This is a genomic window from [Clostridium] symbiosum ATCC 14940 (assembly GCF_000466485.1).
Taxonomy (GTDB): domain Bacteria; phylum Bacillota; class Clostridia; order Lachnospirales; family Lachnospiraceae; genus Otoolea; species Otoolea symbiosa.
On the sequence record NZ_KE992799.1, the window covers coordinates 41,469 to 61,712 of the forward strand.

A 20,244-nucleotide genomic window follows, 5' to 3' on the forward strand; every position below is an offset into this window, starting at 1 on the left:
GCCGGTTGGCGGTAACGGATGTGAACCGCGTCTTTTGCCGTTACCCGCAGCGAAAGTTCTTCTCTTATTTTATAAGAGTATGACAGACCCTCAATAAAAGTTCCCAAAAGGAGGGGCTATAGTGTTCGATTTTGAAAAACCGAAAATTGAAATTGCTGAGATTTCAGAAGACAAAAGATATGGCAAGTTTGTAGTTGAACCGCTCGAAAGAGGCTACGGAACTACTTTAGGAAATTCTTTAAGAAGAATTATGCTCTCTTCTTTGCCTGGCGCAGCAGTAAGTCAAGTGAAAATCGATGGCGTTTTGCATGAATTCAGTTCGATTCCCGGAGTAAAGGAAGACGTAACTGAGATTATTATGAACATCAAGAGTTTGGCAATTAAGAATCTGAGCGAAACGAATGAGCCAAAGACAGCTTATATCGAATTCGAGGGAGAAGGCGTCGTAACAGCCGCTGATATCCAGGTGGATTCTGACATTGAGATTTTAAATCCTGAGCAGGTAATTGCCACATTAAGCGGCGGCACGGACAGTAAGTTCTATATGGAACTGAACATCACAAAAGGCCGTGGTTATATCAGCGCAGACAAGAACAAGAACGACGAGCTTCCAATCGGAATGATCGCTGTGGATTCCATCTACACACCGGTAGAGCGTGTCAATATGACCGTTGAGAATACCCGTGTGGGCCAGGTTACCGACTTTGATAAGCTGACACTGGATGTATTCACAAACGGAACTCTTGCTCCTGATGAGGCAGTCAGCCTGGCAGCTAAAGTTCTGAGCGAGCATTTGAACCTTTTCATCGACCTTTCTGAGAATGCCAGAACTGCAGAAGTTATGGTAGAGAAGGAAGACAACGAGAAAGAAAAAGTGCTTGAGATGAACATTGATGAACTGGAGTTATCCGTTCGTTCATACAACTGTTTAAAGAGAGCAGGTATCAACACCGTGGAGGAACTGTGCAACAGGACTCCGGAAGATATGATGAAGGTCAGAAACCTGGGCCGCAAATCTTTGGAAGAGGTACTTGCCAAATTAAAAGAGTTAGGCTTACAGCTCAATCCGAGCGAAGAAGCTTAATTTTAACGAATGTTTGAGCACCCGGCAGATAAGACCAAAGGGCACAGCCGGGCGTTTACGAATAAAGCAGGCGGACAGTAAGACCAATGAAGCGTGGACGCCGGCTTCCACAAATATGGAGGATTAAATCATGGCAGGATATAGAAAGCTGGGAAAGACTTCCAGCCAGAGAAAAGCATTACTGAGAAACCAGGTTACCAATCTGTTATACCACGGCAAGATCGTTACAACTGAGGCCAGAGCCAAAGAAGTAAAGAAGATTGCTGAGGGCTTAATTGCCATGGCAGTTAAGGAAAAAGACAACTTCGAGACCGTAAAAGTTACTGCAAAGGTTGCACGTAAAGATAAAGACGGCAAGAGAGTAAAAGAAGTTGTTGACGGAAAGAAAGTTACCGTTTATGACGAAGTAGAGAAAGAGATCAAGAAAGACAAACCATCCAGACTTCATGCTAGAAGACAGATGTTAAAGGTTCTCTATGATGTAACAGAAGTTCCGGCTGCAAAAGCAGGCAGAAAGAAAAATACAAAAGAAGTAGATATGCCGGCAAAACTCTTTGATGAGATTGCTCCTAAATACGTAAACCGCAACGGTGGATACACAAGAATCGTTAAGATCGGACAGCGTAAGGGCGACGGCGCTTTGGAAGTTTTATTAGAGCTTGTTTAATCAGTAAACAAAGCGGTGAAACGTTTGCTTTGTAAACATTTCACTGCCCGTTAATAAACGACTCCAGCCATGCAGAGTGGCTGGAGTCGTTTTAATTTACGGCGGTGACGTGTGCGCGGAGCGTGCAGGTTATCGTTTAACGGTCCTCAGCTTTCCTTGCCGGACGGTAAAGTCTGCATGAGGGCAAAGAAATGTTCAGGCTTACCGGTGGTGAAATATGCATACCAGGATTCCAGCGTGTCCGGCTGAAAAACGTTTAAATGCCCAATAATCTGTTTCGCCCACAGTAAAGCTCCGGCAGAGCCGGCGGTAATTAGGTTGTTATCCGCCACAGAGGGCTTGTCAATGTAAAAATCCTGGCCTTTATAACCGGGAGAAAACATTTCAAGAAATCCCGGCCCGTTGCTGGTATGGGGGCGGTTATCCAGCAGTCCGGCTCCGGCAAGCGCAGCGGTAGCCCCGCAGATGGCACACACCAAAGCGCCTGACGAGAGAAGCTCTTCTGCTTTTTTAATAACAGCCCCGTGCTTTAAATCATTCCATGTGTCTGCGCCCGGTAATAGCAGAACGCTTGTCTCACTCACAGCAATATCATCAATCAGGCAGTCGGGCATGATTGTCAGACCGCCCATTGTCTTGATTGGCTTCCCGGAATAACTGACGGTTTTGAGCGATACGCGCTGAGCGTCCTTTTTGAAAAACCGGCCGGAATTCACCTCTGAAATAACATAGCCAAGCTCCCAGTCGGCCAAAGCATCAAGAACGTAAACATAGATTGTGAACATAAGTTTCCTCCATTTTCATATTATTTCCACCTGACAGGCAGTTGATTTGCCTGCCTTTTTATTATACTCTGCAATTGTTGACAACTGTATGGCAACAATCTATAATGATAAAAAAATTGGAAGGTGCCCGACAGATGAAAGTTGACAGGCTTGTTAGCATAATTATGATACTCCTTGATAAAAAGCGCATAGGCGCGCAGGAACTGGCGGATATGTTTGAAGTTTCCCCCCGCACAATCTACCGCGACATAGAGGCGATCAACATGGCGGGTATTCCTGTCCGGGGGGCATCCGGGGTGGGCGGCGGCTTTGAAATCATGCAGGATTACAAGCTTGATAAAAAGGTTTTTTCGACTTCCGAGCTTTCCGCCCTCCTAATGGGGCTTTCCAGTCTTTCCGGTATGATACGGGGGGACGAACTGGTACATGCCCTTGCAAAAGTCAAAAGTTTTATCCCTGCCGACAGAGCGAAAGACATTGAATTAAAAGTAAACCAGATATGTATTGATTTAAATCCGTGGATGGGTAACAGGAATATGCAGCCATATTTGGAAATTATTAAAACAGCTTTACAGGAAAGCAGGCTGCTTTCATTTGAGTATATTGACAGATACGGAAATTTTTCTAAACGGACAGCCGAGCCGTACCAGCTCATATTAAAAAGTAATCACTGGTATTGGCAGGGGTATTGCCATAAAAGAAATGATTACCGTTTATTCAGATTATCCCGTATATCAAACCTGGAAATGCTGGAAGAAGCTTTTACACCGCGGGATTATCAAAAACCCCAGTTGGATTTTACTGATATTTATACAACCATGCAGATAAAAATCAAAATTCGTATTCATAAATCTGTCATGGACAGGGTACTTGATTTTTGTTCGTATGATCATTTTACTCCGGATGGTGACGAGCATTACATTGTCACTCTCCCCTTCATAGAGAATGAATACTATTACAATATTCTTTTAAGCTTTGGGGATAAATGCGAGTGTTTGGGGCCGGTACATGTCTGCAGGGAGATGAAGCGCCGGATCCATAACATAGCGGCTTTATATGAGAAATGGAATTAGAAGTATTTCTTTTTTATCCATCTATGCCGCAAGAATATCGTAAGTTGACTGTAATAGTGGAACGCTTTATAATTAAATTATAAAAACAGCGGAAAAAACAGCAAGAAAAATGTTTTCCGCCGGAGAGGATGAGGGATATGAAGAGAAAAAACAGGTGGATTGGTCCGCTTGTTTCTATATGCCTGGTGACCTGTATGGCGTTTGGAGGGGCAATGGTTTCCTATGCCGCTTCGTCCAGAAAGACAATCAGCAAGGTAACGATTAATCTGGACCTGGAATTGGAAGCGGGCGAGAGCCTGCCGGATCTGGAAGCGGGAAAAGACAGCGGGTTTAATGTAAGGGCAGGAAACGAGCGGTATACGGCAACTGAGGCGCAGTGGGTGAGCTCCACATCGAAGGATGTGAAGATTGGCAGCACCTATACGTTAAAAGTGTGGCTGGAAGCGGAGGATCCGGATTCCTATGGCTTTGTCGGGACCTATAAATCCAGCAATGTCACGGTAAAAGGCGGCACCTTTGTGTCGGCTTCCAGAAAGGGATACGATACTCTGGTAGTCACGGTTAAGACGAAGCCGGTAAAGGGCGAATATGACGCCCCTGAGGACGCCGAATGGAAAGAGAATCAGCTGGGCCACGCGAAGTGGGATAAAGTGAACGGAGTGGACGCCTATGATATAAACCTTTATAAAGGCAGCAGCGCCATATATAAGGTGAAGGCGTACAAGGGCACGTCGATCAATTTTTATCCATACATGACGAGTGCGGGTACTTATACCTTTAAGGTGCGTTCCGCACCGTCGGGCGACAGCCAGAAGGACTACGCCGACAGCAGCGACTGGACGGAGTCGGATGAGCTGTATATTGCCAAGGAATCGGTGTCCAATGGTTCCGGCAAGATTGATTACAACAATACAAACAGCGCTGCCAATAATTCCACGTCGCAGGTCGGCTGGATCCAGGATGGGAGCCGCTGGTGGTACCGCTATCCGGACGGAACCTTCCAGAAGGATTCCTGGCTGCTGGTCAACAATATCTGGTATCTGTTTGACAAAGACGGCTGGATGCTGACGGGATGGCAGGAGAAGAACGGAAACTGGTATTATCTGGACAACAACGGAGCAATGAGAAAGGGCTGGGTACAGGCGGCCAACGGCTGGTATTATCTGAATCCGGGACCTGAGGGCACAGAGGGAGCGATGTTTAAGAACCAGTGGCTGGACAGCAACGGCAAGAGATATTATCTGGGAGAAAACGGCGTAATGTGCGAGGGCTGGACCCAGGTGGCAGGAAACTGGTATTATTTCTATCCGGGTGACGGAAGCATGGCTGTTAACACGACTATCAGCACATTTTATGTAGGTGCCGACGGTGTGTGGCGCCGGTAAGGAGCAGCGGCATAAATTCTAGAAAAGTGAGGTAGTGGTATGTTTGGGAGAAGAACACGGGGCTTATGGATCTGCATAGCGGCGGCAATGCTCATAGCGGGCAGCGCTTTTACAGCATATGCGGATACGACGATTGCCAATATCAGAGTGACATTTAAAAATAATTATGATAAAGAGGAAGGTCAGATTCTGGAGCCAACCGTGACTACAGGAAGCGGCTACGAGGTGGAGGATATTTCCTGGAGCAAGGCTCTGGAGAAATGGAATCCGGGTTCCAAAATAACGGCTTCGGTTACACTGGTTCCCGGCAGCGGGAAAGCTTTTGCGAGTTCCTATTCTTCTAAAAAGACTACCATAAGCGGAGCGGATTTTGTCTCTGCCAAACGGAATGAAGACGGCAACCTGGTGGTAAAGGTAAACTATTATCCGGTAGTTCAGCTTGGACAGACGGAGAAAGCCGGCTGGAGTGATTCGACAAGGACAAAAGCAGTCTGGAAAAAGGTCCCATATGCAACCGCATATCAGCTCCGCCTCTACCGGGGAGACGATGAGTATGTGACTACGTTGACGCTGGAGGGTACGAATGTTGACCTGACGGAGTATATCACAAAAGAGGCCAACTATTTCTATGAAGTCAGAGCAACCTCGAAGAACAGCACAGATGCCGGCTACAGAAGAACCGGAGATTATGTAACCTCCGAGGATTCATTTGTAGACAACCTGGGTGAGGTAGGGGGACGCTGGCGCCAGGATCGCACAGGCTACCGCTATACGGATGAGAACGGAGTGGAAGCCAACAATGGCTGGCGTTATATTCAGGGTACATGGTATTATTTTGATGAGAACGGTTATGCAGCCACAGGCTGGCGTTTAATCAATGGAAAATGGTACTTTATGAATTCGGAATGTAAAATGCAGACCGGCTGGCTGAACCTGAATGACAAGTGGTACTATACGGATTCAACGGGCGCTATGGCAGTCGGCTGGTATCAGATTTCGCCGTCGGAGTGGTATTATTTCTATGAAGACGGAAGCATGGCGGTGAATACGGTGATAGACGGATACATGATAGGCGGAGACGGAAAGATGCAGTAAGGCGCGGGATAGAAGTAGAGCTGTTGTGAAGGTGACCTGTGCGCGGAGCGTGCAGGTCACCGTTTTATAATGAACGGAAATAATCTAAAAAAGCCATTGCAGACTTATTCAGATAATGGTCATATGCCCAGATTGCCATGGGACTTGTATAAAGACAATCGTCAGCCAATATTTTCTGTACAATTTTTTCCTGTGCCATCTGTGTCGCTCCCGAAGGCAGAAGGGCAATTCCGAGTCCGGATTCTGCCGCACGCAAAGCGGATGAAGAACGCTCCGCTTTACATATAATCCTGGGCAAGACATTATGTAAATTAAATACTTCATTTAAGATTGATTCATAACGGCGGTATATAATCAACTGTTTTCCATCCAGTTCATCGACGGAGCAGCTTACACAGTCAGACCAGTTATATTCCGGAGACATGACCGCAACCATAGGCTCAGGCTCTTTTTTCAAATATTTGATACCCTGAAGATGGAAGGGGGAACGGATAATGCCAATATCGATGATGCCTTTTTGCACCAAATCATGGATATAAGCGCTATTTCCCTCAAAAAATTCAAAATTAATCATCGGATAATTCTGATGAAATTCCGCTATTTTAGGCGATAATACAAGCGGTACTGCGGTAGGGGTTATGCCAATGTATAAATTTCCCTTATAACCGCTGGAAAAATCCACAATTTCTTTTTGTATCACGTTACTTAGAGCAAGAAGCTGCCTGGCACGGTCTGCAAACATCTGGCCTACGGCTGTCAGCTGTAAATTACGGGAATCACGTTCGAATAAAACAACATTAAATTCTTTCTCCAGCTTTTTTAACTGCTGGCTAAGCGGCGGCTGCGTGACGTGCAGCCTGGCGGCTGCGGCAGTAATAGAGCCTTCTTCTACAATTGTTAAAAAATACTGTAACTGCTTTAGATCCATATAAATCCCCCATTTATACAAGAAATGAATAAATTCTATTTTATATCAATATTTTACATGACAATAGTGTGATGTTACAATGAATTCATAGTTAAATATTGTTTAGTGCACATAAATAATCTTAACATAACCGGTGGCCTGTGTCTATGCCTGACGGATTCGGAAGAAGCGCGCTCCCCTTTTGGCATACCCGCGGCCACATGGCTGAAATTTTATTAATAATAAGTCTAAGAAGGAGAAGGTTATGATTAATAGGGAACAATGCGGCCAATTTATAGACGCAAATACGGATAATATGGTGAAAGACTGGAAGCGGTTGGTAGAAATAGAAACGGGCTCTTTTGATAAAGAGGGACTTGAGGAGGCAGCCGATACACTTAAGGCAATGTTTGAGGGCATCGGGTTTAGGTGTGACCTGATTGATACAGGGGCTGCGGGGAAGACATTAACAGGGATATTAGGCAGGGAGAGGGAAGGAAAGCCGATTTTATTTTCCGGACATTATGATACGGTTTTTCCAAAGGGAACACTGGCAGACAATCCATTCCGTATCGAAAACGGAAGGGCATATGGACCGGGCGTCCTGGATATGAAAGGGGGCATTATAATTGCATATTATGTTATTAAGGCGTTGAACAGCCTGGGTTTTACAGAGCGTCCGATTAAAATATTATTTGCCGGTGATGAAGAAATTGCCCATGAAAATTCTACAACTGCAGAAACTCTGGTGGAAGAAGCTAAAAACTGTGAATTTGCTTTTAATATGGAAACAGGGCTTCCGGACGGTTCGCTGTGTGTTGGACGAAAAGGCGGAATAACTATATCGGCGGAAGTCACCGGGGTAGAAGCTCATGCCGGAAACAGTTTTGAGACAGGCAGGAATGCAATCGAAGAGATGGCATATAAAATTTGCAGGCTACGTGAGATAACAAATTTATCGGAGGGAATAACTGTCAGTGTAGGAACCATAAAAGGAGGCACAGTTTCTAACTCCATTCCAGGCAGCTGCCGTATTGAGATAGACGCACGGTTTATAAAGCCGTCCCAAATGGAAAAACTGGAACATGACCTCTATGCTGCCCTCGATGAGACTCATATACCGGGTACACAAACTACATACAAGGTTTTAAGCATTATTAATGCATTTGAAACGACCAATTCTGTTAAAAAGCTCTTTGATTTTTGCAGTCAGGCACTTCAGGACTGCGGGGAAGAACCGTTGAAGTCAACCGTACTGGGCGGAAACTCAGATGCAGCATACATCAATATAGCCGGGACACCGGTCATCTGTTCCTGCGGCGTGATTGGACAGGGAAATCATACGGGGAAAGAGTTTGCAATAGTAGCTACGATGGCTGAAAGAGCAAAAATGCTTTTAAGTATTCTGAGCCGGCTGGACAGCTATAAGGGGGAGGCCGAATAATGAGAAAAGAAGAAAAAAACAGAGAGCAGGAGCACCGTATAGGGATAAAAGGCTGGGGCTCGTTATTCTTGCTTATTATCCTTTTTTCCGGGATATTTACTAATTCCGGGAACTTTTTAAAGGCTTTTGATTTAAGCAATCTGATTGGAAGCTTTGGAATCATTGCCGATGGTCTGAATTTTGAAGGACAGGGAGGAGTCGGAGCGAGAGAGGGGTTCATGTTTGCATTGACACTGATTCCCACAACCTGTGTTTCGGTAGGATTTGTACATGTCTGTGAAGATATGGGGGCCATGGAAGCAGCACGAAAGTTTTTTACACCTCTACTCAGACCTTTGATGGGAATTCCCGGAACCAGCGGGATTGCTTTCGTAGCGTCCTTCACCAGTTCTGATGTTGCGTCTTTTATGACGAAAAAAGCATATCAGCAGGGGGAGATAACCGATAGGGAAAGGACAATATTCGTGGCTTATCAATATGCGGCTTCGGCTGTTATTATTAACACGATTTCCACGCAGGCTCCGCTGCTCCCGATCATTAAGCTCGCGGTAGGTCCTGTAATCGTATATTTGTGGATATTTAAAGTTCTGGGAGCTAATATTATGCGGCTGGTAGTAAAAAAAGAAGCAGAAGGAGGTGCTGTTTAGATGAGCGAAGAAATTAAAACAGAAGAGGCCGGCACTGATAATAATCAGGAAGAGAAAAAACAGAAAAAGTCGATAGTTACCTCTTTCATGGATGGGGCTAAGGAAGGGTTCTATATCGGGATTGAAAATATATTACCGGCTATGGTATTGGGCTACGTTATAATCAGGTTCCTTGAACTTACGGGCCTCGTAAATCTGATTGGAAAGGTATTTGCTCCGGTAATGGGAATTTTTGGCCTGCCGGGAGAGGCGGCAATTGTGTTAATGTCGGCGTTTTTTGCAAAAGCGGCGGGAGCGGCTACGGCGGCGAATTTATATGCGGCCGGAACAATTAATGCGGCTCAGGCAACGATTCTGGTTGTACCCTGTATGCTGATGGGAACGTTAGTAGGACATTATGCAAGAATTGTTCTTGTAGCAGGGACAAATCCGAAATACAGGTCGCATCTTTTGGGGCTGCCGATTCTTCTCAGCCTGGCGGGAATGCTTGGGATGCGCGGAATCATGATGCTTATGGGGTATATGTAAGCTGTTTTATATCAGTAAACGGAGCTGCCGGTTTTGACTAAGGCGGCCCCGTTCTGCTTCCGCTCTCTGCTGCAGGAGCAGGCTGTTGATAATTTTGAAAGAAGGGGAAGATATGTACAAGAAAAAGGGGAGAACCGTACCGAAACGGGTAAAAGCTATTAATCCGATGCTCATACTGGTTGCATTTCTGGTAATTGCGGCAATTGCGACTTATTTGGTGCCGGCAGGCTCATTTGACCGTTTTGAAAATGAGATAACAGGCTATTCGATAGTCGATCCGGACAGTTACCGTCATGTGGCACAGAATCCGATAAAAATATTTGATTTTTTCATGGCGGTTCCTAATGGGCTTGCCAGCTCCGGTAACTTAATTTTCTTTATTTTAATTGTAGGCGGGGCGCTGCAGGTTATTCAGGCGACGGGGGCGATTGATATAGGCCTGAAAAATTTAATTAAGAAATTTGCAGGAAAAGAAAATCTGCTTTTGATTGCCATTCTCCTGACATTTGGCCTGCTGTCCTGCTTTGCCGCCACCAGTGAGGAATTTCTGGCATTTATGCCGCTGATATATATGGTTTGCCTGGGACTTGGATTTGACTCTCTGATTGCTGCATTTCTGGTACTTGGCTCATCCTCCATCGGGTACTGCGGCGGCATGACGAATGCATATACGGTTGGTGTATCCCAGACGATTGCCGAGCTTCCCATGTTTTCGGGAATCGGCTACAGGGCGGTTGCTTTCATTGTATTTGAAATTGTCAGCATGATATGGCTTTGCACCTATGCAAATAAAATCCGTAAAAATCCGGAGAAAAGCCTGATGTATGAAATTGACAGCCAGTACCGGACAGCTCTTGATTTATCCGATATTCCGCCTATGACTATGCGGCACAAGCTGGTGCTGCTGACTTTCATTCTTGGAATCGTATCGATGGTGTGGGGGATTCTTACCAGGGGATTTTATCTTACAGAAATGGGAGCGGTGTTTATGATTATGACAGTGACGGCCGGAGTGGTCGGCGGCCTGAACGGAAATCAGATATGCAATGAATTTGTGGAAGGAACGAAAAGTCTTTTATGGGTTGGTCTTGTTATGGGGCTTTGTAAAGGAGTGACTAATATCCTTACGGAAGCAAACATCATTGATACAATAATTAATGCCCTGGCAAGCCTGCTTCACGGCCTTCCCCGTACAGTTGCCGCCTGTGCTATGTTTGCCGTCCAGGATGTAATCAATTTCGTAATTCCCTCCGGCTCGGGACAAGCTGCGGTTACGATGCCGTTAATGATACCGCTGGGAGACTTGTTGGGGATAAACCGCCAGGTGAATGTACTGGCTTTTCAGTTCGGTGATTCGCTGTCAAATATGGTTACACCGGCTGGAGCAAAGCTGATGGCCGGCATTGCCATGTGCAATATACCTTATAAGAAGTGGCTGAAGTTTTTTTTACCCTGTTTTGCGCTGTGGTGGATTATTTCCTTTATTCTTTTAACGATAGCAACCTTGATTAATTACGGCCCTTTTTAAATGAAAGGAGGTGAAATTTACCCCAAATACATAATCCCTTTTAAAAGACCGATCCGGTATCTGCCGGACCGGTTTTTTATTGCCCGGCTGCCGCAGTTTCTGCCGCTGCCGGGAACCGATATTTTGGATGGGATTTTTAGAAACAAAATACTACTTGACTCCGGGGTACAATTGCTCTACAATTTACACAAATATGCAGTGATAAGCTGCGGTTATGAAGGGCTTGAATATGAATATAATTAAAGCGGCAAATCTCGTTTTTGACTATATCAGACGGGACGAAGAAGATAAAGTGGAAGAAGTAAACCGTGCGATTGATCATGTGGATGTGGAGATTGAGAAGGGGAGTTTTGTGGCTGTACTGGGACACAATGGCTCCGGAAAGTCCACATTTGCAAAGCATATCAATGGCATTTTAATTCCGACGGAAGGAACGGTCTGGGTATCTGAGATGGATACGGCGGACGACGATCTGCTGTGGGAAGTGAGAAAAACTGCCGGGATGGTGTTCCAAAATCCGGATAACCAGATTATCGGCAACGTAGTTGAGGAGGATGTGGGGTTCGGGCCGGAGAATATCGCAGTCCCTACCGAGGAGATTTGGGAACGGGTGGATAAGAGCCTTCAGGCTGTTGGGATGACGGCGTACAGGAAGAAGTCCCCAAACCGTTTGTCGGGAGGACAGAAGCAGAGGGTGGCGATCGCCGGCGTGATGGCGATGAAGCCCCAGTGTATCGTTCTGGATGAACCGACCGCCATGCTCGATCCGAACGGCCGCAAGGATGTTATCAGAACCGTTCAGGAGCTGAACCGGGCTGAGGGGATCACCATACTTTTGATTACTCATTATATGGAGGAAGTTATAGACGCAGACCGCGTGATCGTTATGGACGGCGGTAAAGTGGTTATGGATGGGACGCCAAAAGAGATTTTTTCAAGGGTGGACGAGCTTAAGAGCTACCGTCTGGACGTTCCCCAGGTGACGGAACTGGCCTACGAGTTAAAAAAGGGCGGAGCCATGCTGCCGGATGGAATACTCAGGAAAGAAGAGCTGATGGAAGCGCTGCTTCCGCTCTTAAAAGAGGAATAAGATATGTCAATCAAGGTTATAGATTTGAATTACACATATGGGGCGGGGACTGCCTTTGAGCAGCATGCCCTTAAGCATGTGAATTTTGAGATAAATGACGGTGAATTTGTCGGTCTGATCGGCCATACCGGTTCCGGCAAATCTACTTTAATCCAGCATCTGAACGGCCTGATCCGGCCTACGGGCGGAGATATCCTGTATCACGGGACCAGCATATACAGCGACGGTTATAAGATGAAGGAGCTGCGCAGCAAGGTCGGTCTTGTATTTCAGTACCCGGAGCATCAGCTTTTTGAAGCTGATGTATTTTCCGATGTCTGCTTTGGACCGAAGAACCTGGGCTGTTCTAAGGAAGAGACCGAGAAGAGGGCGCGCCATGCCCTGGATCTGGTGGGAATGGATGAGAGCTTCTATGAACAGTCGCCATTTGAATTGTCGGGCGGGCAGAAAAGAAGGGTGGCGATAGCGGGAGTCCTTGCGATGCGGCCTGAGATGATGATACTGGATGAGCCTACGGCCGGTCTGGATCCCCAAGGCCGGGATGAAATCCTGGATCAGATTGAGCGGCTGAACCGCCGGTACGGCCTTACCATTCTCCTTGTCTCCCACAGTATGGAGGATGTGGCCCGCTATGTTGACCGGATTATGGTTATGAACCACGGGGAGAAGGTCTTTGACGATACCCCGAAGGAAGTATTTAAACATTATAAGGAACTGGAAGACATGGGACTGGCGGCGCCTCAGATTACCTATGTGGTCCAGGAGCTGCGGGAGCATGGGATCCCTGTGGATGATACAATTACGACCGTGGAAGAGGCAAGGGATGCGATTCTTAACCTCCTTCGGGAAAAGGGGAGGCTCACATTATGATTAGGGATATTACAATCGGACAGTACTATCCGGTAGATTCACCGATCCACCGCCTGGATCCGAGAACGAAGCTGTTTGGTACGATGATATACATTATTTCACTGTTTTTTGCCGATAATCTGTGGTGCTACCTGATTGCCACACTGTTTTTGACCCTGGTAGTCAGACTTTCGAAGGTGCCTTTCAAATTCATTGTGAAGGGGCTGAAAGCAATTGTTTTCCTGCTGCTTATCAGCGTCAGCTTTAACCTGTTTCTGACGGACGGCCGGGAGATTTTCCGGCTCGGATTTCTGAAAATCACGGCCGAGGGCCTGAGTCTGGCCTTTTTTATGGGCCTGCGTCTGATGTACCTGGTGCTTGGCTCATCGATCATGACGCTGACGACGACGCCGAACCAGCTCACGGACGGCCTGGAAAAGAGCCTCGGATTTATGAACAGGCTTCATGTGCCGGTTCATGAGGTCTCAATGATGATGTCGATTGCGCTGCGTTTTATTCCGATTCTGATTGAGGAGACGGATAAGATTATGAAGGCCCAGATGGCAAGGGGAGCCGACTTTGAGACGGGCAACCTGATGCAGAGAGCGAAGAGCATGATACCGCTTCTTGTTCCGCTGTTTGTCTCCGCCTTCCGCCGTGCAACCGATCTTGCGATGGCAATGGAAGCCAGATGTTACAGGGGCGGTGCGGGAAGAACGAAGATGAAGCCTCTGCACTATGAGAAGAGGGATAGGGCGGCTTATGCCGTATTTATTATCTATCTGGCTGCTGTTATCGCGGTCCGCATTATTATGTAGAACCATGCCGGGAGAAGAATAGAATGAAACGTATAAAACTGACTGTGGCATATGATGGCACGGCCTACTGCGGCTGGCAGATACAGCCCAATGGCGTGACAATCGAGGAAGTGCTCAACAAGGCTTTAACAGGGCTTCTGAAGGAGCCTGTTACCGTAATCGGGGCCAGCCGTACCGACTCCGGCGTACATGCGAGGGGGAATGTGGCTGTCTTTGATACGGAGAGCAGAATACCGGGGGATAAGATTTGCTTTGCATTAAACCAGCGCCTGCCGGACGATATCCGTGTCCAGGCATCGGAAGAGGTTCCTCTCTCATTCCATCCGAGAAAAGCCAATTGCACAAAAACGTATGAATACAAGATACTGAACAGAAAAATCAGCATGCCGCTGGAACGACTTTACAGCCACTTCTGTTATTTCAACCTGGACGTGGAAAAGATGAAGCAGGCAGCGGCTTTTTTAGTGGGCGAACATGATTTCAAAAGCTTTTGCACGGTCCGCACCCAGGCAGAGGAGACGGTCAGGACGATCTACAGCCTTGATGTCTCAAAGGATGGGGATATGATTACGATTCGGATCAGCGGAAGCGGTTTTCTCTATAATATGGTGCGGATTATTACCGGAACCCTTGTGAAGGTCGGTCTCGGCGTATATCCTCCGGAGCATATGGAAGAGATACTGGAGGCCAGGGACCGGTCGGCAGCAGGGCCGACCATACCGGCGGTCGGTCTTACGCTTGTAAGCCTGGAATATGAAAAGGAGCTTCGTCCGTTTTTGGAGGGGCAGAACAGGCACTGGCATTATGTACTGGATCAGAGGGAGGCAGGAGACGGAGGCCCCGCCCGGCTGACGGTTTACCGCTGCGGGGAGGAAGAGTTTGAGAGGCTTGTGAAACGTGTCGTACATCAGGCTTACCGGAATGGAGCCGGGAGCGTTATCGTGACGGACGCGGAAAAAGACAGGTTCCGGGCCGGAGACCGTTATGGATTTTATAAAGTTGTGAAGAATGGGACCGGATTCCAAATGGAGGATGCCGGACCGGAATAGAATTTCGTCGGAAAAACGGGGGAAAAATGAGTAAAACATTTGTGTATCTGGTTTATTTTGGCGTATATTCGCTGGCAATTTTATTTATTGGAAAGTCTTCCTTCGGGGAGAGTGATTCTATCTCCAAATTCTTTGTCGGAGAGAGAAAAATCGGGCTTTGCCGCCTTTTTTTTACTTTTGTGGGAACCTGGATTTCAGCGGCCACAATTCTCGGGTATACGGGAAATGTCTATCAGAACGGGGTGGCTGTAATTTCCATGTCGGTAATTCCGTGGTTTATCGGGGCGCTGATGCTGTATGCAATCAGCAACCGGCTTTATGACAACGATATCCTTACGATTCCACAGCTGATTCGGAACCGTTATGGCTCCCGGGGCCTTCAGATTGCCTCCGCCCTGCTGATGTCATGCGGTTATGTGCTTTACCTTGTCATGCAGATTAAAGGATTTGGCATTGCCGCCTCCAATCTGCTTAATATTGATTATAAGGTAGCGGTTTTTCTGGTCTATCTCTTTATATTATATTCCACGTTCGGCGGCTTTAACTCGGTTATCAAGACAGATACCTGTAATCTGGTGATGCTGGCGCTCAGCGTAGGCGTGATTTATTTTGTTATAGTCGGGAAAGTGGAAGGCACATGGCTTTTATCGGACAGCACTGTGGCGAGAGAAACACTGAAAGCCGGAGTGGCGGTGGAGAACCCGGGATTGTTCCGGGACTATTCCCCTCTTATGTATATCTCCATGTTTTTCGGCTGGGGCATGGGACTGGCGACAAATCCCCAGTACATGATCCGGATTGTCGCCGCAAAAGATAAAAAGACGGCTAGAAAAATGCTGCTGTGTGCGATTGTTTTTCTGGCTCTGTTCTATTTTGCCCTTACTCAGATAGGGCTGGGGCTTAAAATTCTTTTTCCGCGTCTTGACACCTTTCATGATACGGATGATATTTTTATTTATGCGGTAAACTATCTGCTTCAAAGCAGATTCAGCGGTTTTTTTCTGATCAGCGTAATCGGAGCGTGCCTTTCTACGGCCAATTCGCAGCTTTTGCTGATAGGCTCCATGCTGTCTTATGATGTGGCGGGGCAGTTCGGGAAGAATGGGATGAAGGAGGACAAGCTGCTGGGGCGCGCCAAGTGGTTTATATTCATCGGAGGTACCCTGGCTCTGATACTGTCCCTGAATCCCCCTGAGGATATCCTCTTTTTCGGCGCCGATATATGGGGAGTTTTTGCAGTGATTTTTACGCCCTTAATCTACGGGGCGCTGTTATATCCGAGAGGAACAAAGGCCGGGGCCTACGGTTCATTTATCGTGGGCATTATCTGTGCGGCTCTGTTATGGGGCAGGACCACCAGGGTATACTGGGCCTTCCCGGCCACAGCCTGTTCTGTTCTGGCATACCTTGTAATTCCGTTTTTCCAGAGGAAAACAGGTGCTAAAGGGTAACAGATCAGACAGGTCTGCGCGTTTGCTGCGCGGACCGTGCGAAAAGGTAGTGGAAGCGAGCATCCGGCTCATCGCGCAGCGATTTTATTAGCCGGATGCAGTAACAGTTCCTTGTCGGAACTGTTACGCTGAAGGGGAAAAGGGGGCTGAAGAATGAAAAAGTTGACCGACAGGCTGTCAAAATGGTTTTTTCAGATAGAGAACGAAATCCTGGTCCCGTTTTTATTTGTCGGAATTGTCGTAATCTGTGGTTTTGGGGTAATCTCCTATTACAACGGTTACACGATGCAGAGAGATAACCAGAAAACCCTGGCCGTCTACATGTTTGAGGAAATAAACAGGGATGTTGAGTATTTGTCCGGCCGTCTGAGCGAGAAGGAGCTGAAAGATAAATACAGGTATTATGGGAGAGGCTATGTCCGGATTACGGATAAGGACGGTCAGGTTATTACTTATGAAGACGGCTCTGTTCAGGATAAGACGGTATTTTTAACGAATGAGGGCGCGAACAAGCTGGGATGGAAACTGGAATTTCTGATAGACGAAAAGATGTTTGAGGAAGAAATTCTGGAAAAACAGAATTATGTCGTCATCGGGGCCATCGCATCCCTTCTTATCATCATACAGGCCAGTATTTTTATTTCCCATAACATTACAAGGCCAATCCGCAGTATGAGCAGTACGTGCCGGGAAATAAACAAAAATAAGGGAAACTACAGGAGCTACCGGTTCGAATCGGTGAAAAGAAAAGACGAAATAGGCCAGCTGGCTGTTACATTTGAGAGCCTGCTCCGTAACATGGATAACTACACTAAGATGGAGTATACCAGCAAAATGTCGGCGACGCTTGCCCATGAGATAAAAAACCCGATTGCAGGGATACGTTCAGGGATACAGCTTTTAAAGGGAAGAGCAGCCAAAGAAAGTGACAAAATGCTATGCGAGAGCATGATTAAAGAGGTTGACAGAGTGACCACTCTGATTATGAATCTTTTTACTCTTTCCGTAAAGAAGGAATCCCCAAAGGAATTGATATCCTTTGAAAAAGTCATTGGTGAGATTGCGATGATTTATTCCAAGGGGGCGGAGGGACAGGGAGTCGTGATGGAAACCGCGGTGGAGGAAGGACTGACGGGCTATCTGAATGAGAATGAATTCCGCCAGATTGCCCACAACCTGATCAGCAACAGCATTAAATCGGTTATTCCCGGCATTGAGGGGAGAATCAGGATATCGGGAAGAGAGAGCGGGAACAAGGCTCTGATTGAGTTTCAGGACAACGGAAAAGGGATGTCGCGGGAAGAGCTGACGCGCGCCATGGAGCCGTTCTACACAAAGAGCATTAACGGAATTGGAATTGGTCTTGCTATTGTAAAGAAGCTGGTGGAACAAAACGGCGGCCTGATGGAGATGGCCAGTGCCTGCGGGGAGGGGACCTGCGTAAGGCTGACATTTTACAGGAGGGTGGAAGATTATGAAGAAAATATTAGTCGTGGATGATGAATTTCTGATCCGTTACACACTGGAGGAAGGGCTGAAGGACAGGGGATATGACGCCAAATCGGCCGGGACCATAGAGGAGGCCGTAGAGTGTGTAAAGAAATTCCACCCGAATGTCGTGATCCTGGATAATCTTCTGGAGCATAGCGTGGGTATGGATGAGATTGCCACCTTCAAAAATATGGATGAGGATATCCAGGTCATTTTGATGACGGCCTACGGCTCCGTATCCCAGGCAGTGGAGGCGACCAAAAGAGGGGCCTACGATTATGTTCTGAAACCGTTTGATGTGGATGAAATCGATTTTATTATAAAAAGATGTCTGGAGCAGATGAAGCGCCGTGATTCTCTGGAATTTTTGAAGGGAAAATCCCAGGATTTTACCGGAATCAGTGAGGCTGTCTGCCAGATCCGCTCCCAGATCAAGGTGCTGGGTGAAAATTCCTCTGTCAATGTCCTGATCAGGGGGGAAACGGGGACCGGAAAAGAGGTGGTGGCCAGACAGATTCATGACTGCAGTGACAGGAGAGAAAATCTGATGGTCAGAATCAACTGCGGGGCAATCCCTGAAAATCTCCTGGAAAGTGAGCTGTTCGGTTACGAGAAGGGCGCATTTGCGGGAGCGCTGAAGACGAAGAAAGGGCTGATAGAGCTGGCTAACGGCGGAACCGTCTTCCTGGATGAAATCGGAGAACTGCCTCTTGCTATGCAGACAAAGCTTTTGACTTTTCTGGACGACCGGAAATACAAACGAATCGGCGGTCTGGAAGATATCGAGCTGGATGTACGGGTGATTGCCGCGACCAACCGGAATCTGGAGAGGGCGATTGCGCAGGGCCAGTTCCGTGAGGATTTGTTCTACCGCCTCAATGTGATGCAGATTGTAATTCCTCCGCTCCGGGAGCGGCGGGAAGATATCCCTGCACTTTGTGATTACTATCTGGACTACTATAATAAATCCTTTGCCAAAAACATTGAGAGGGTAGAGCCGGATTTTATGAGGGAGCTGATTTTATATGACTGGAAGGGGAACGTCCGGGAGCTTAAGAATATCTTTGAACGCTGCTTCCTGTTCAGCCAGGGGAATGTCCTGGAGAAGCACGTAGAACTGACGCCGGTTGAGAAAACGGAGACCGGCGGACATGGGAACTGTTATTATCTGAAAGATTTGGAGAAAGGTCCAATCAGTCTCGAACAGGAGGTTTTAGTGCTGGAAAAATTATATATGAATCAGGCGCTCAAAATCAGTAATAATAATCTGACCAAAGCCGCCGCTCTCCTGGGAACGACCCGTTTTTCTATCAAGAGGAAAATGGAGAGGGAGGAATAAAGAGCGGTGAACCATAAACCGTGCAAAAAGTCACATCGTGCAAAAACGCACGCAAAAATCGTGCGTTTTTGCACGATTTTTGCGTTAATTAGCCATAAAAATAAAAATAATCGAAATAAATATTGAAAAAAATATTAAAGTCAGATAAAATAGTACTGTCAGAACTACATATGGTTCGAGGGGCAAATAAACAGTGAAGGTAAGGAGGAAAAGACTATGTATTATGTGGATTTGAACAGTGATTTGGGAGAGAGCTTCGGCAATTATACGATCGGTATGGATGCGGAAATTCTCAAGTATGTATCATCCGCAAACGTTGCATGCGGCTGGCACGCAGGCGATCCGATTGTAATGGAAAAGACGGTTGCCGTTGCTAAGGATAACGGCGTTGCCGTAGGCGCACATCCCGGATTTCCTGATTTGATGGGATTCGGAAGAAGGAATATGGTAGTTACTCCGGAGGAAGCAAAGGCGTATGTGAAGTATCAGCTGGGGGCTTTAAAAGCATTTACAGACAGCCACGGTGTGAAAATTCAGCATGTAAAACCGCACGGGGCTCTCTATAATATGGCGGCAGTTGATGAAAAGCTGGCGAAGGCAATGTGCGAGGCGGTTTATGAAGTAGATAAGGATATCATTTTCATGGGACTGGCAGGATCAAAGATGATTGAAGCGGCCGAAGCGGCCGGCCTTAAGGCAGCCAGCGAGGTATTTGCAGACAGGGCATATAATGACGACGGAACTCTGGTATCCAGGAAACTGGAAGGTTCGGTTATCAAGGATAAAGACCTGGCTATTAAACGCGTAGTCAGAATGGTAAAAGAAGGAAAAGTGGAGAGCATTAACGGAAACGACATTAATATCAAGGCTGATTCCATCTGTGTTCACGGTGACAATCCAAAAGCTCTTGAGTTTGTAAAAAATATCCGCGAAACTCTGATCGCGGAGGGTGTAAGTATTAAAAATCTGTTTTAATGGGAATGGGAAAACCTTAGACAGTATTCACGATGAAGG

18 protein-coding genes and 1 pseudogene are annotated in these 20,244 nt (G+C 46.8%); 17 read left to right on the forward strand and 2 right to left on the reverse strand.

Going from position 1 to position 20,244, the window contains the following annotated elements; all coding sequences use genetic code 11:
• The first annotated feature begins 121 nt into the window (after positions 1-121).
• Positions 122-1,084 (forward strand): DNA-directed RNA polymerase subunit alpha, encoded by a 963-nt coding sequence (locus CLOSYM_RS01370; RefSeq protein ID WP_003497792.1) that lies wholly within the window; start codon positions 122-124, stop codon positions 1,082-1,084.
• Between the two features lie 130 nt (positions 1,085-1,214).
• Positions 1,215-1,751, forward strand: coding sequence for a bL17 family ribosomal protein (locus CLOSYM_RS01375; RefSeq protein ID WP_003497790.1), 537 nt, complete (start codon positions 1,215-1,217; stop codon positions 1,749-1,751).
• Between the two features lie 146 nt (positions 1,752-1,897).
• Here the strand turns inward: CLOSYM_RS01375 and CLOSYM_RS01380 are convergent, their stop codons facing one another.
• On the reverse strand, positions 1,898-2,536 hold the full coding sequence (locus tag CLOSYM_RS01380) for a DJ-1/PfpI family protein (protein WP_003506086.1): 639 nt from the start codon (positions 2,534-2,536) through the stop codon (positions 1,898-1,900).
• Positions 2,537-2,670: 134 nt separating this feature from the next.
• On the opposite strand from CLOSYM_RS01380, the gene CLOSYM_RS01385 reads away from it, so the two are divergent.
• The 3 genes from CLOSYM_RS01385 to CLOSYM_RS01395 all read left to right on the forward strand — a co-directional run bounded on the left by CLOSYM_RS01385 (position 2,671) and on the right by CLOSYM_RS01395 (position 6,089).
• A complete protein-coding gene (locus CLOSYM_RS01385) occupies positions 2,671-3,609 on the forward strand; it encodes a helix-turn-helix transcriptional regulator (protein ID WP_044902031.1) in 939 nt (312 codons plus the stop codon).
• Positions 3,610-3,746: 137 nt separating this feature from the next.
• Positions 3,747-4,994 carry an N-acetylmuramoyl-L-alanine amidase family protein gene (locus tag CLOSYM_RS01390; RefSeq protein ID WP_049941528.1) on the forward strand — a complete coding sequence of 416 codons (1,248 nt, stop codon included), beginning with the start codon at positions 3,747-3,749 and terminating at the stop codon, positions 4,992-4,994.
• Between the two features lie 39 nt (positions 4,995-5,033).
• On the forward strand, positions 5,034-6,089 hold the full coding sequence (locus CLOSYM_RS01395) for an N-acetylmuramoyl-L-alanine amidase family protein (protein WP_021640647.1): 1,056 nt from the start codon (positions 5,034-5,036) through the stop codon (positions 6,087-6,089).
• Positions 6,090-6,153: 64 nt separating this feature from the next.
• On the opposite strand, the gene CLOSYM_RS01400 is transcribed toward CLOSYM_RS01395, so the two are convergent.
• Positions 6,154-7,017 carry a LysR family transcriptional regulator gene (locus CLOSYM_RS01400; RefSeq protein ID WP_021640648.1) on the reverse strand — a complete coding sequence of 288 codons (864 nt, stop codon included), beginning with the start codon at positions 7,015-7,017 and terminating at the stop codon, positions 6,154-6,156.
• A gap of 244 nt (positions 7,018-7,261) precedes the next feature.
• Between CLOSYM_RS01400 and CLOSYM_RS01405 the strand changes: the two genes are divergently transcribed.
• The 12 genes and pseudogenes from CLOSYM_RS01405 to CLOSYM_RS01465 all read left to right on the forward strand — a co-directional run bounded on the left by CLOSYM_RS01405 (position 7,262) and on the right by CLOSYM_RS01465 (position 20,205).
• Positions 7,262-8,440 carry a M20 family metallopeptidase gene (locus CLOSYM_RS01405; RefSeq protein ID WP_003497776.1) on the forward strand — a complete coding sequence of 393 codons (1,179 nt, stop codon included), beginning with the start codon at positions 7,262-7,264 and terminating at the stop codon, positions 8,438-8,440.
• On the forward strand, positions 8,440-9,087 hold the full coding sequence (locus CLOSYM_RS01410; protein WP_003497775.1) for a nucleoside recognition domain-containing protein: 648 nt from the start codon (positions 8,440-8,442) through the stop codon (positions 9,085-9,087). The genes CLOSYM_RS01405 and CLOSYM_RS01410 overlap by 1 nt, the downstream gene beginning before the upstream one ends.
• Complete coding sequence (locus CLOSYM_RS01415; RefSeq protein ID WP_021640649.1) at positions 9,088-9,615, forward strand: nucleoside recognition domain-containing protein; 528 nt, start codon at positions 9,088-9,090, stop codon at positions 9,613-9,615.
• 112 nt (positions 9,616-9,727) lie between these two features.
• Positions 9,728-11,143, forward strand: a complete 1,416-nt coding sequence (locus tag CLOSYM_RS01420) for a YfcC family protein (RefSeq protein ID WP_003497772.1) — start codon at positions 9,728-9,730, stop codon at positions 11,141-11,143.
• Between the two features lie 229 nt (positions 11,144-11,372).
• The gene (locus CLOSYM_RS01430; RefSeq protein WP_021640651.1) at positions 11,373-12,233 is read left to right on the forward strand and encodes an energy-coupling factor transporter ATPase; all 861 of its coding nucleotides are present in this window, start codon (positions 11,373-11,375) and stop codon (positions 12,231-12,233) included.
• 3 nt (positions 12,234-12,236) lie between these two features.
• A complete protein-coding gene (locus tag CLOSYM_RS01435; protein WP_003497766.1) occupies positions 12,237-13,103 on the forward strand; it encodes an energy-coupling factor transporter ATPase in 867 nt (288 codons plus the stop codon).
• Positions 13,100-13,900, forward strand: a complete 801-nt coding sequence (locus CLOSYM_RS01440; RefSeq protein WP_003497764.1) for an energy-coupling factor transporter transmembrane component T family protein — start codon at positions 13,100-13,102, stop codon at positions 13,898-13,900. Before CLOSYM_RS01435 ends, CLOSYM_RS01440 begins: the two co-directional genes overlap by 4 nt.
• 23 nt (positions 13,901-13,923) lie before the next feature.
• A pseudogene (gene truA, locus CLOSYM_RS01445) lies at positions 13,924-14,658 on the forward strand (tRNA pseudouridine(38-40) synthase TruA); the annotation flags it as partial.
• 317 nt (positions 14,659-14,975) lie between these two features.
• Positions 14,976-16,400: a sodium:solute symporter family protein gene (locus tag CLOSYM_RS01450; protein WP_021640652.1), complete on the forward strand. Its 1,425-nt coding sequence runs from the start codon at positions 14,976-14,978 to the stop codon at positions 16,398-16,400.
• Positions 16,401-16,553: 153 nt separating this feature from the next.
• Entirely contained in the window at positions 16,554-17,900 is a 1,347-nt protein-coding gene (locus CLOSYM_RS01455; protein ID WP_021640653.1) for a sensor histidine kinase, read from the forward strand.
• Positions 17,875-19,230 (forward strand): sigma-54-dependent transcriptional regulator, encoded by a 1,356-nt coding sequence (locus CLOSYM_RS01460; RefSeq protein WP_009297692.1) that lies wholly within the window; start codon positions 17,875-17,877, stop codon positions 19,228-19,230. The genes CLOSYM_RS01455 and CLOSYM_RS01460 overlap by 26 nt, the downstream gene beginning before the upstream one ends.
• A gap of 216 nt (positions 19,231-19,446) precedes the next feature.
• On the forward strand, positions 19,447-20,205 hold the full coding sequence (locus CLOSYM_RS01465; RefSeq protein WP_003497754.1) for a LamB/YcsF family protein: 759 nt from the start codon (positions 19,447-19,449) through the stop codon (positions 20,203-20,205).
• Positions 20,206-20,244 lie beyond the last annotated feature (39 nt).

Excerpts from the sequence above, each read along its gene's own strand:
- CLOSYM_RS01460 (WP_009297692.1), top strand. The coding sequence starts at position 17,875 with ATGAAGAAAATATTAGTCGTGGATGATGAATTTCTGATCCGTTACACA.
- CLOSYM_RS01465 (WP_003497754.1), top strand. The coding sequence starts at position 19,447 with ATGTATTATGTGGATTTGAACAGTGATTTGGGAGAGAGCTTCGGCAAT.
- CLOSYM_RS01385 (WP_044902031.1), top strand. The coding sequence starts at position 2,671 with ATGAAAGTTGACAGGCTTGTTAGCATAATTATGATACTCCTTGATAAA.
- CLOSYM_RS01455 (WP_021640653.1), top strand. The coding sequence starts at position 16,554 with ATGAAAAAGTTGACCGACAGGCTGTCAAAATGGTTTTTTCAGATAGAG.
- CLOSYM_RS01400 (WP_021640648.1), bottom strand. The coding sequence starts at position 7,017 with ATGGATCTAAAGCAGTTACAGTATTTTTTAACAATTGTAGAAGAAGGC.
- CLOSYM_RS01375 (WP_003497790.1), top strand. The coding sequence starts at position 1,215 with ATGGCAGGATATAGAAAGCTGGGAAAGACTTCCAGCCAGAGAAAAGCA.
- CLOSYM_RS01395 (WP_021640647.1), top strand. The coding sequence starts at position 5,034 with ATGTTTGGGAGAAGAACACGGGGCTTATGGATCTGCATAGCGGCGGCA.
- CLOSYM_RS01380 (WP_003506086.1), bottom strand. The coding sequence starts at position 2,536 with ATGTTCACAATCTATGTTTACGTTCTTGATGCTTTGGCCGACTGGGAG.
- CLOSYM_RS01405 (WP_003497776.1), top strand. The coding sequence starts at position 7,262 with ATGATTAATAGGGAACAATGCGGCCAATTTATAGACGCAAATACGGAT.
- CLOSYM_RS01415 (WP_021640649.1), top strand. The coding sequence starts at position 9,088 with ATGAGCGAAGAAATTAAAACAGAAGAGGCCGGCACTGATAATAATCAG.
- CLOSYM_RS01430 (WP_021640651.1), top strand. The coding sequence starts at position 11,373 with ATGAATATAATTAAAGCGGCAAATCTCGTTTTTGACTATATCAGACGG.
- CLOSYM_RS01450 (WP_021640652.1), top strand. The coding sequence starts at position 14,976 with ATGAGTAAAACATTTGTGTATCTGGTTTATTTTGGCGTATATTCGCTG.
- CLOSYM_RS01390 (WP_049941528.1), top strand. The coding sequence starts at position 3,747 with ATGAAGAGAAAAAACAGGTGGATTGGTCCGCTTGTTTCTATATGCCTG.
- CLOSYM_RS01420 (WP_003497772.1), top strand. The coding sequence starts at position 9,728 with ATGTACAAGAAAAAGGGGAGAACCGTACCGAAACGGGTAAAAGCTATT.
- CLOSYM_RS01440 (WP_003497764.1), top strand. The coding sequence starts at position 13,100 with ATGATTAGGGATATTACAATCGGACAGTACTATCCGGTAGATTCACCG.
- CLOSYM_RS01410 (WP_003497775.1), top strand. The coding sequence starts at position 8,440 with ATGAGAAAAGAAGAAAAAAACAGAGAGCAGGAGCACCGTATAGGGATA.
- CLOSYM_RS01435 (WP_003497766.1), top strand. The coding sequence starts at position 12,237 with ATGTCAATCAAGGTTATAGATTTGAATTACACATATGGGGCGGGGACT.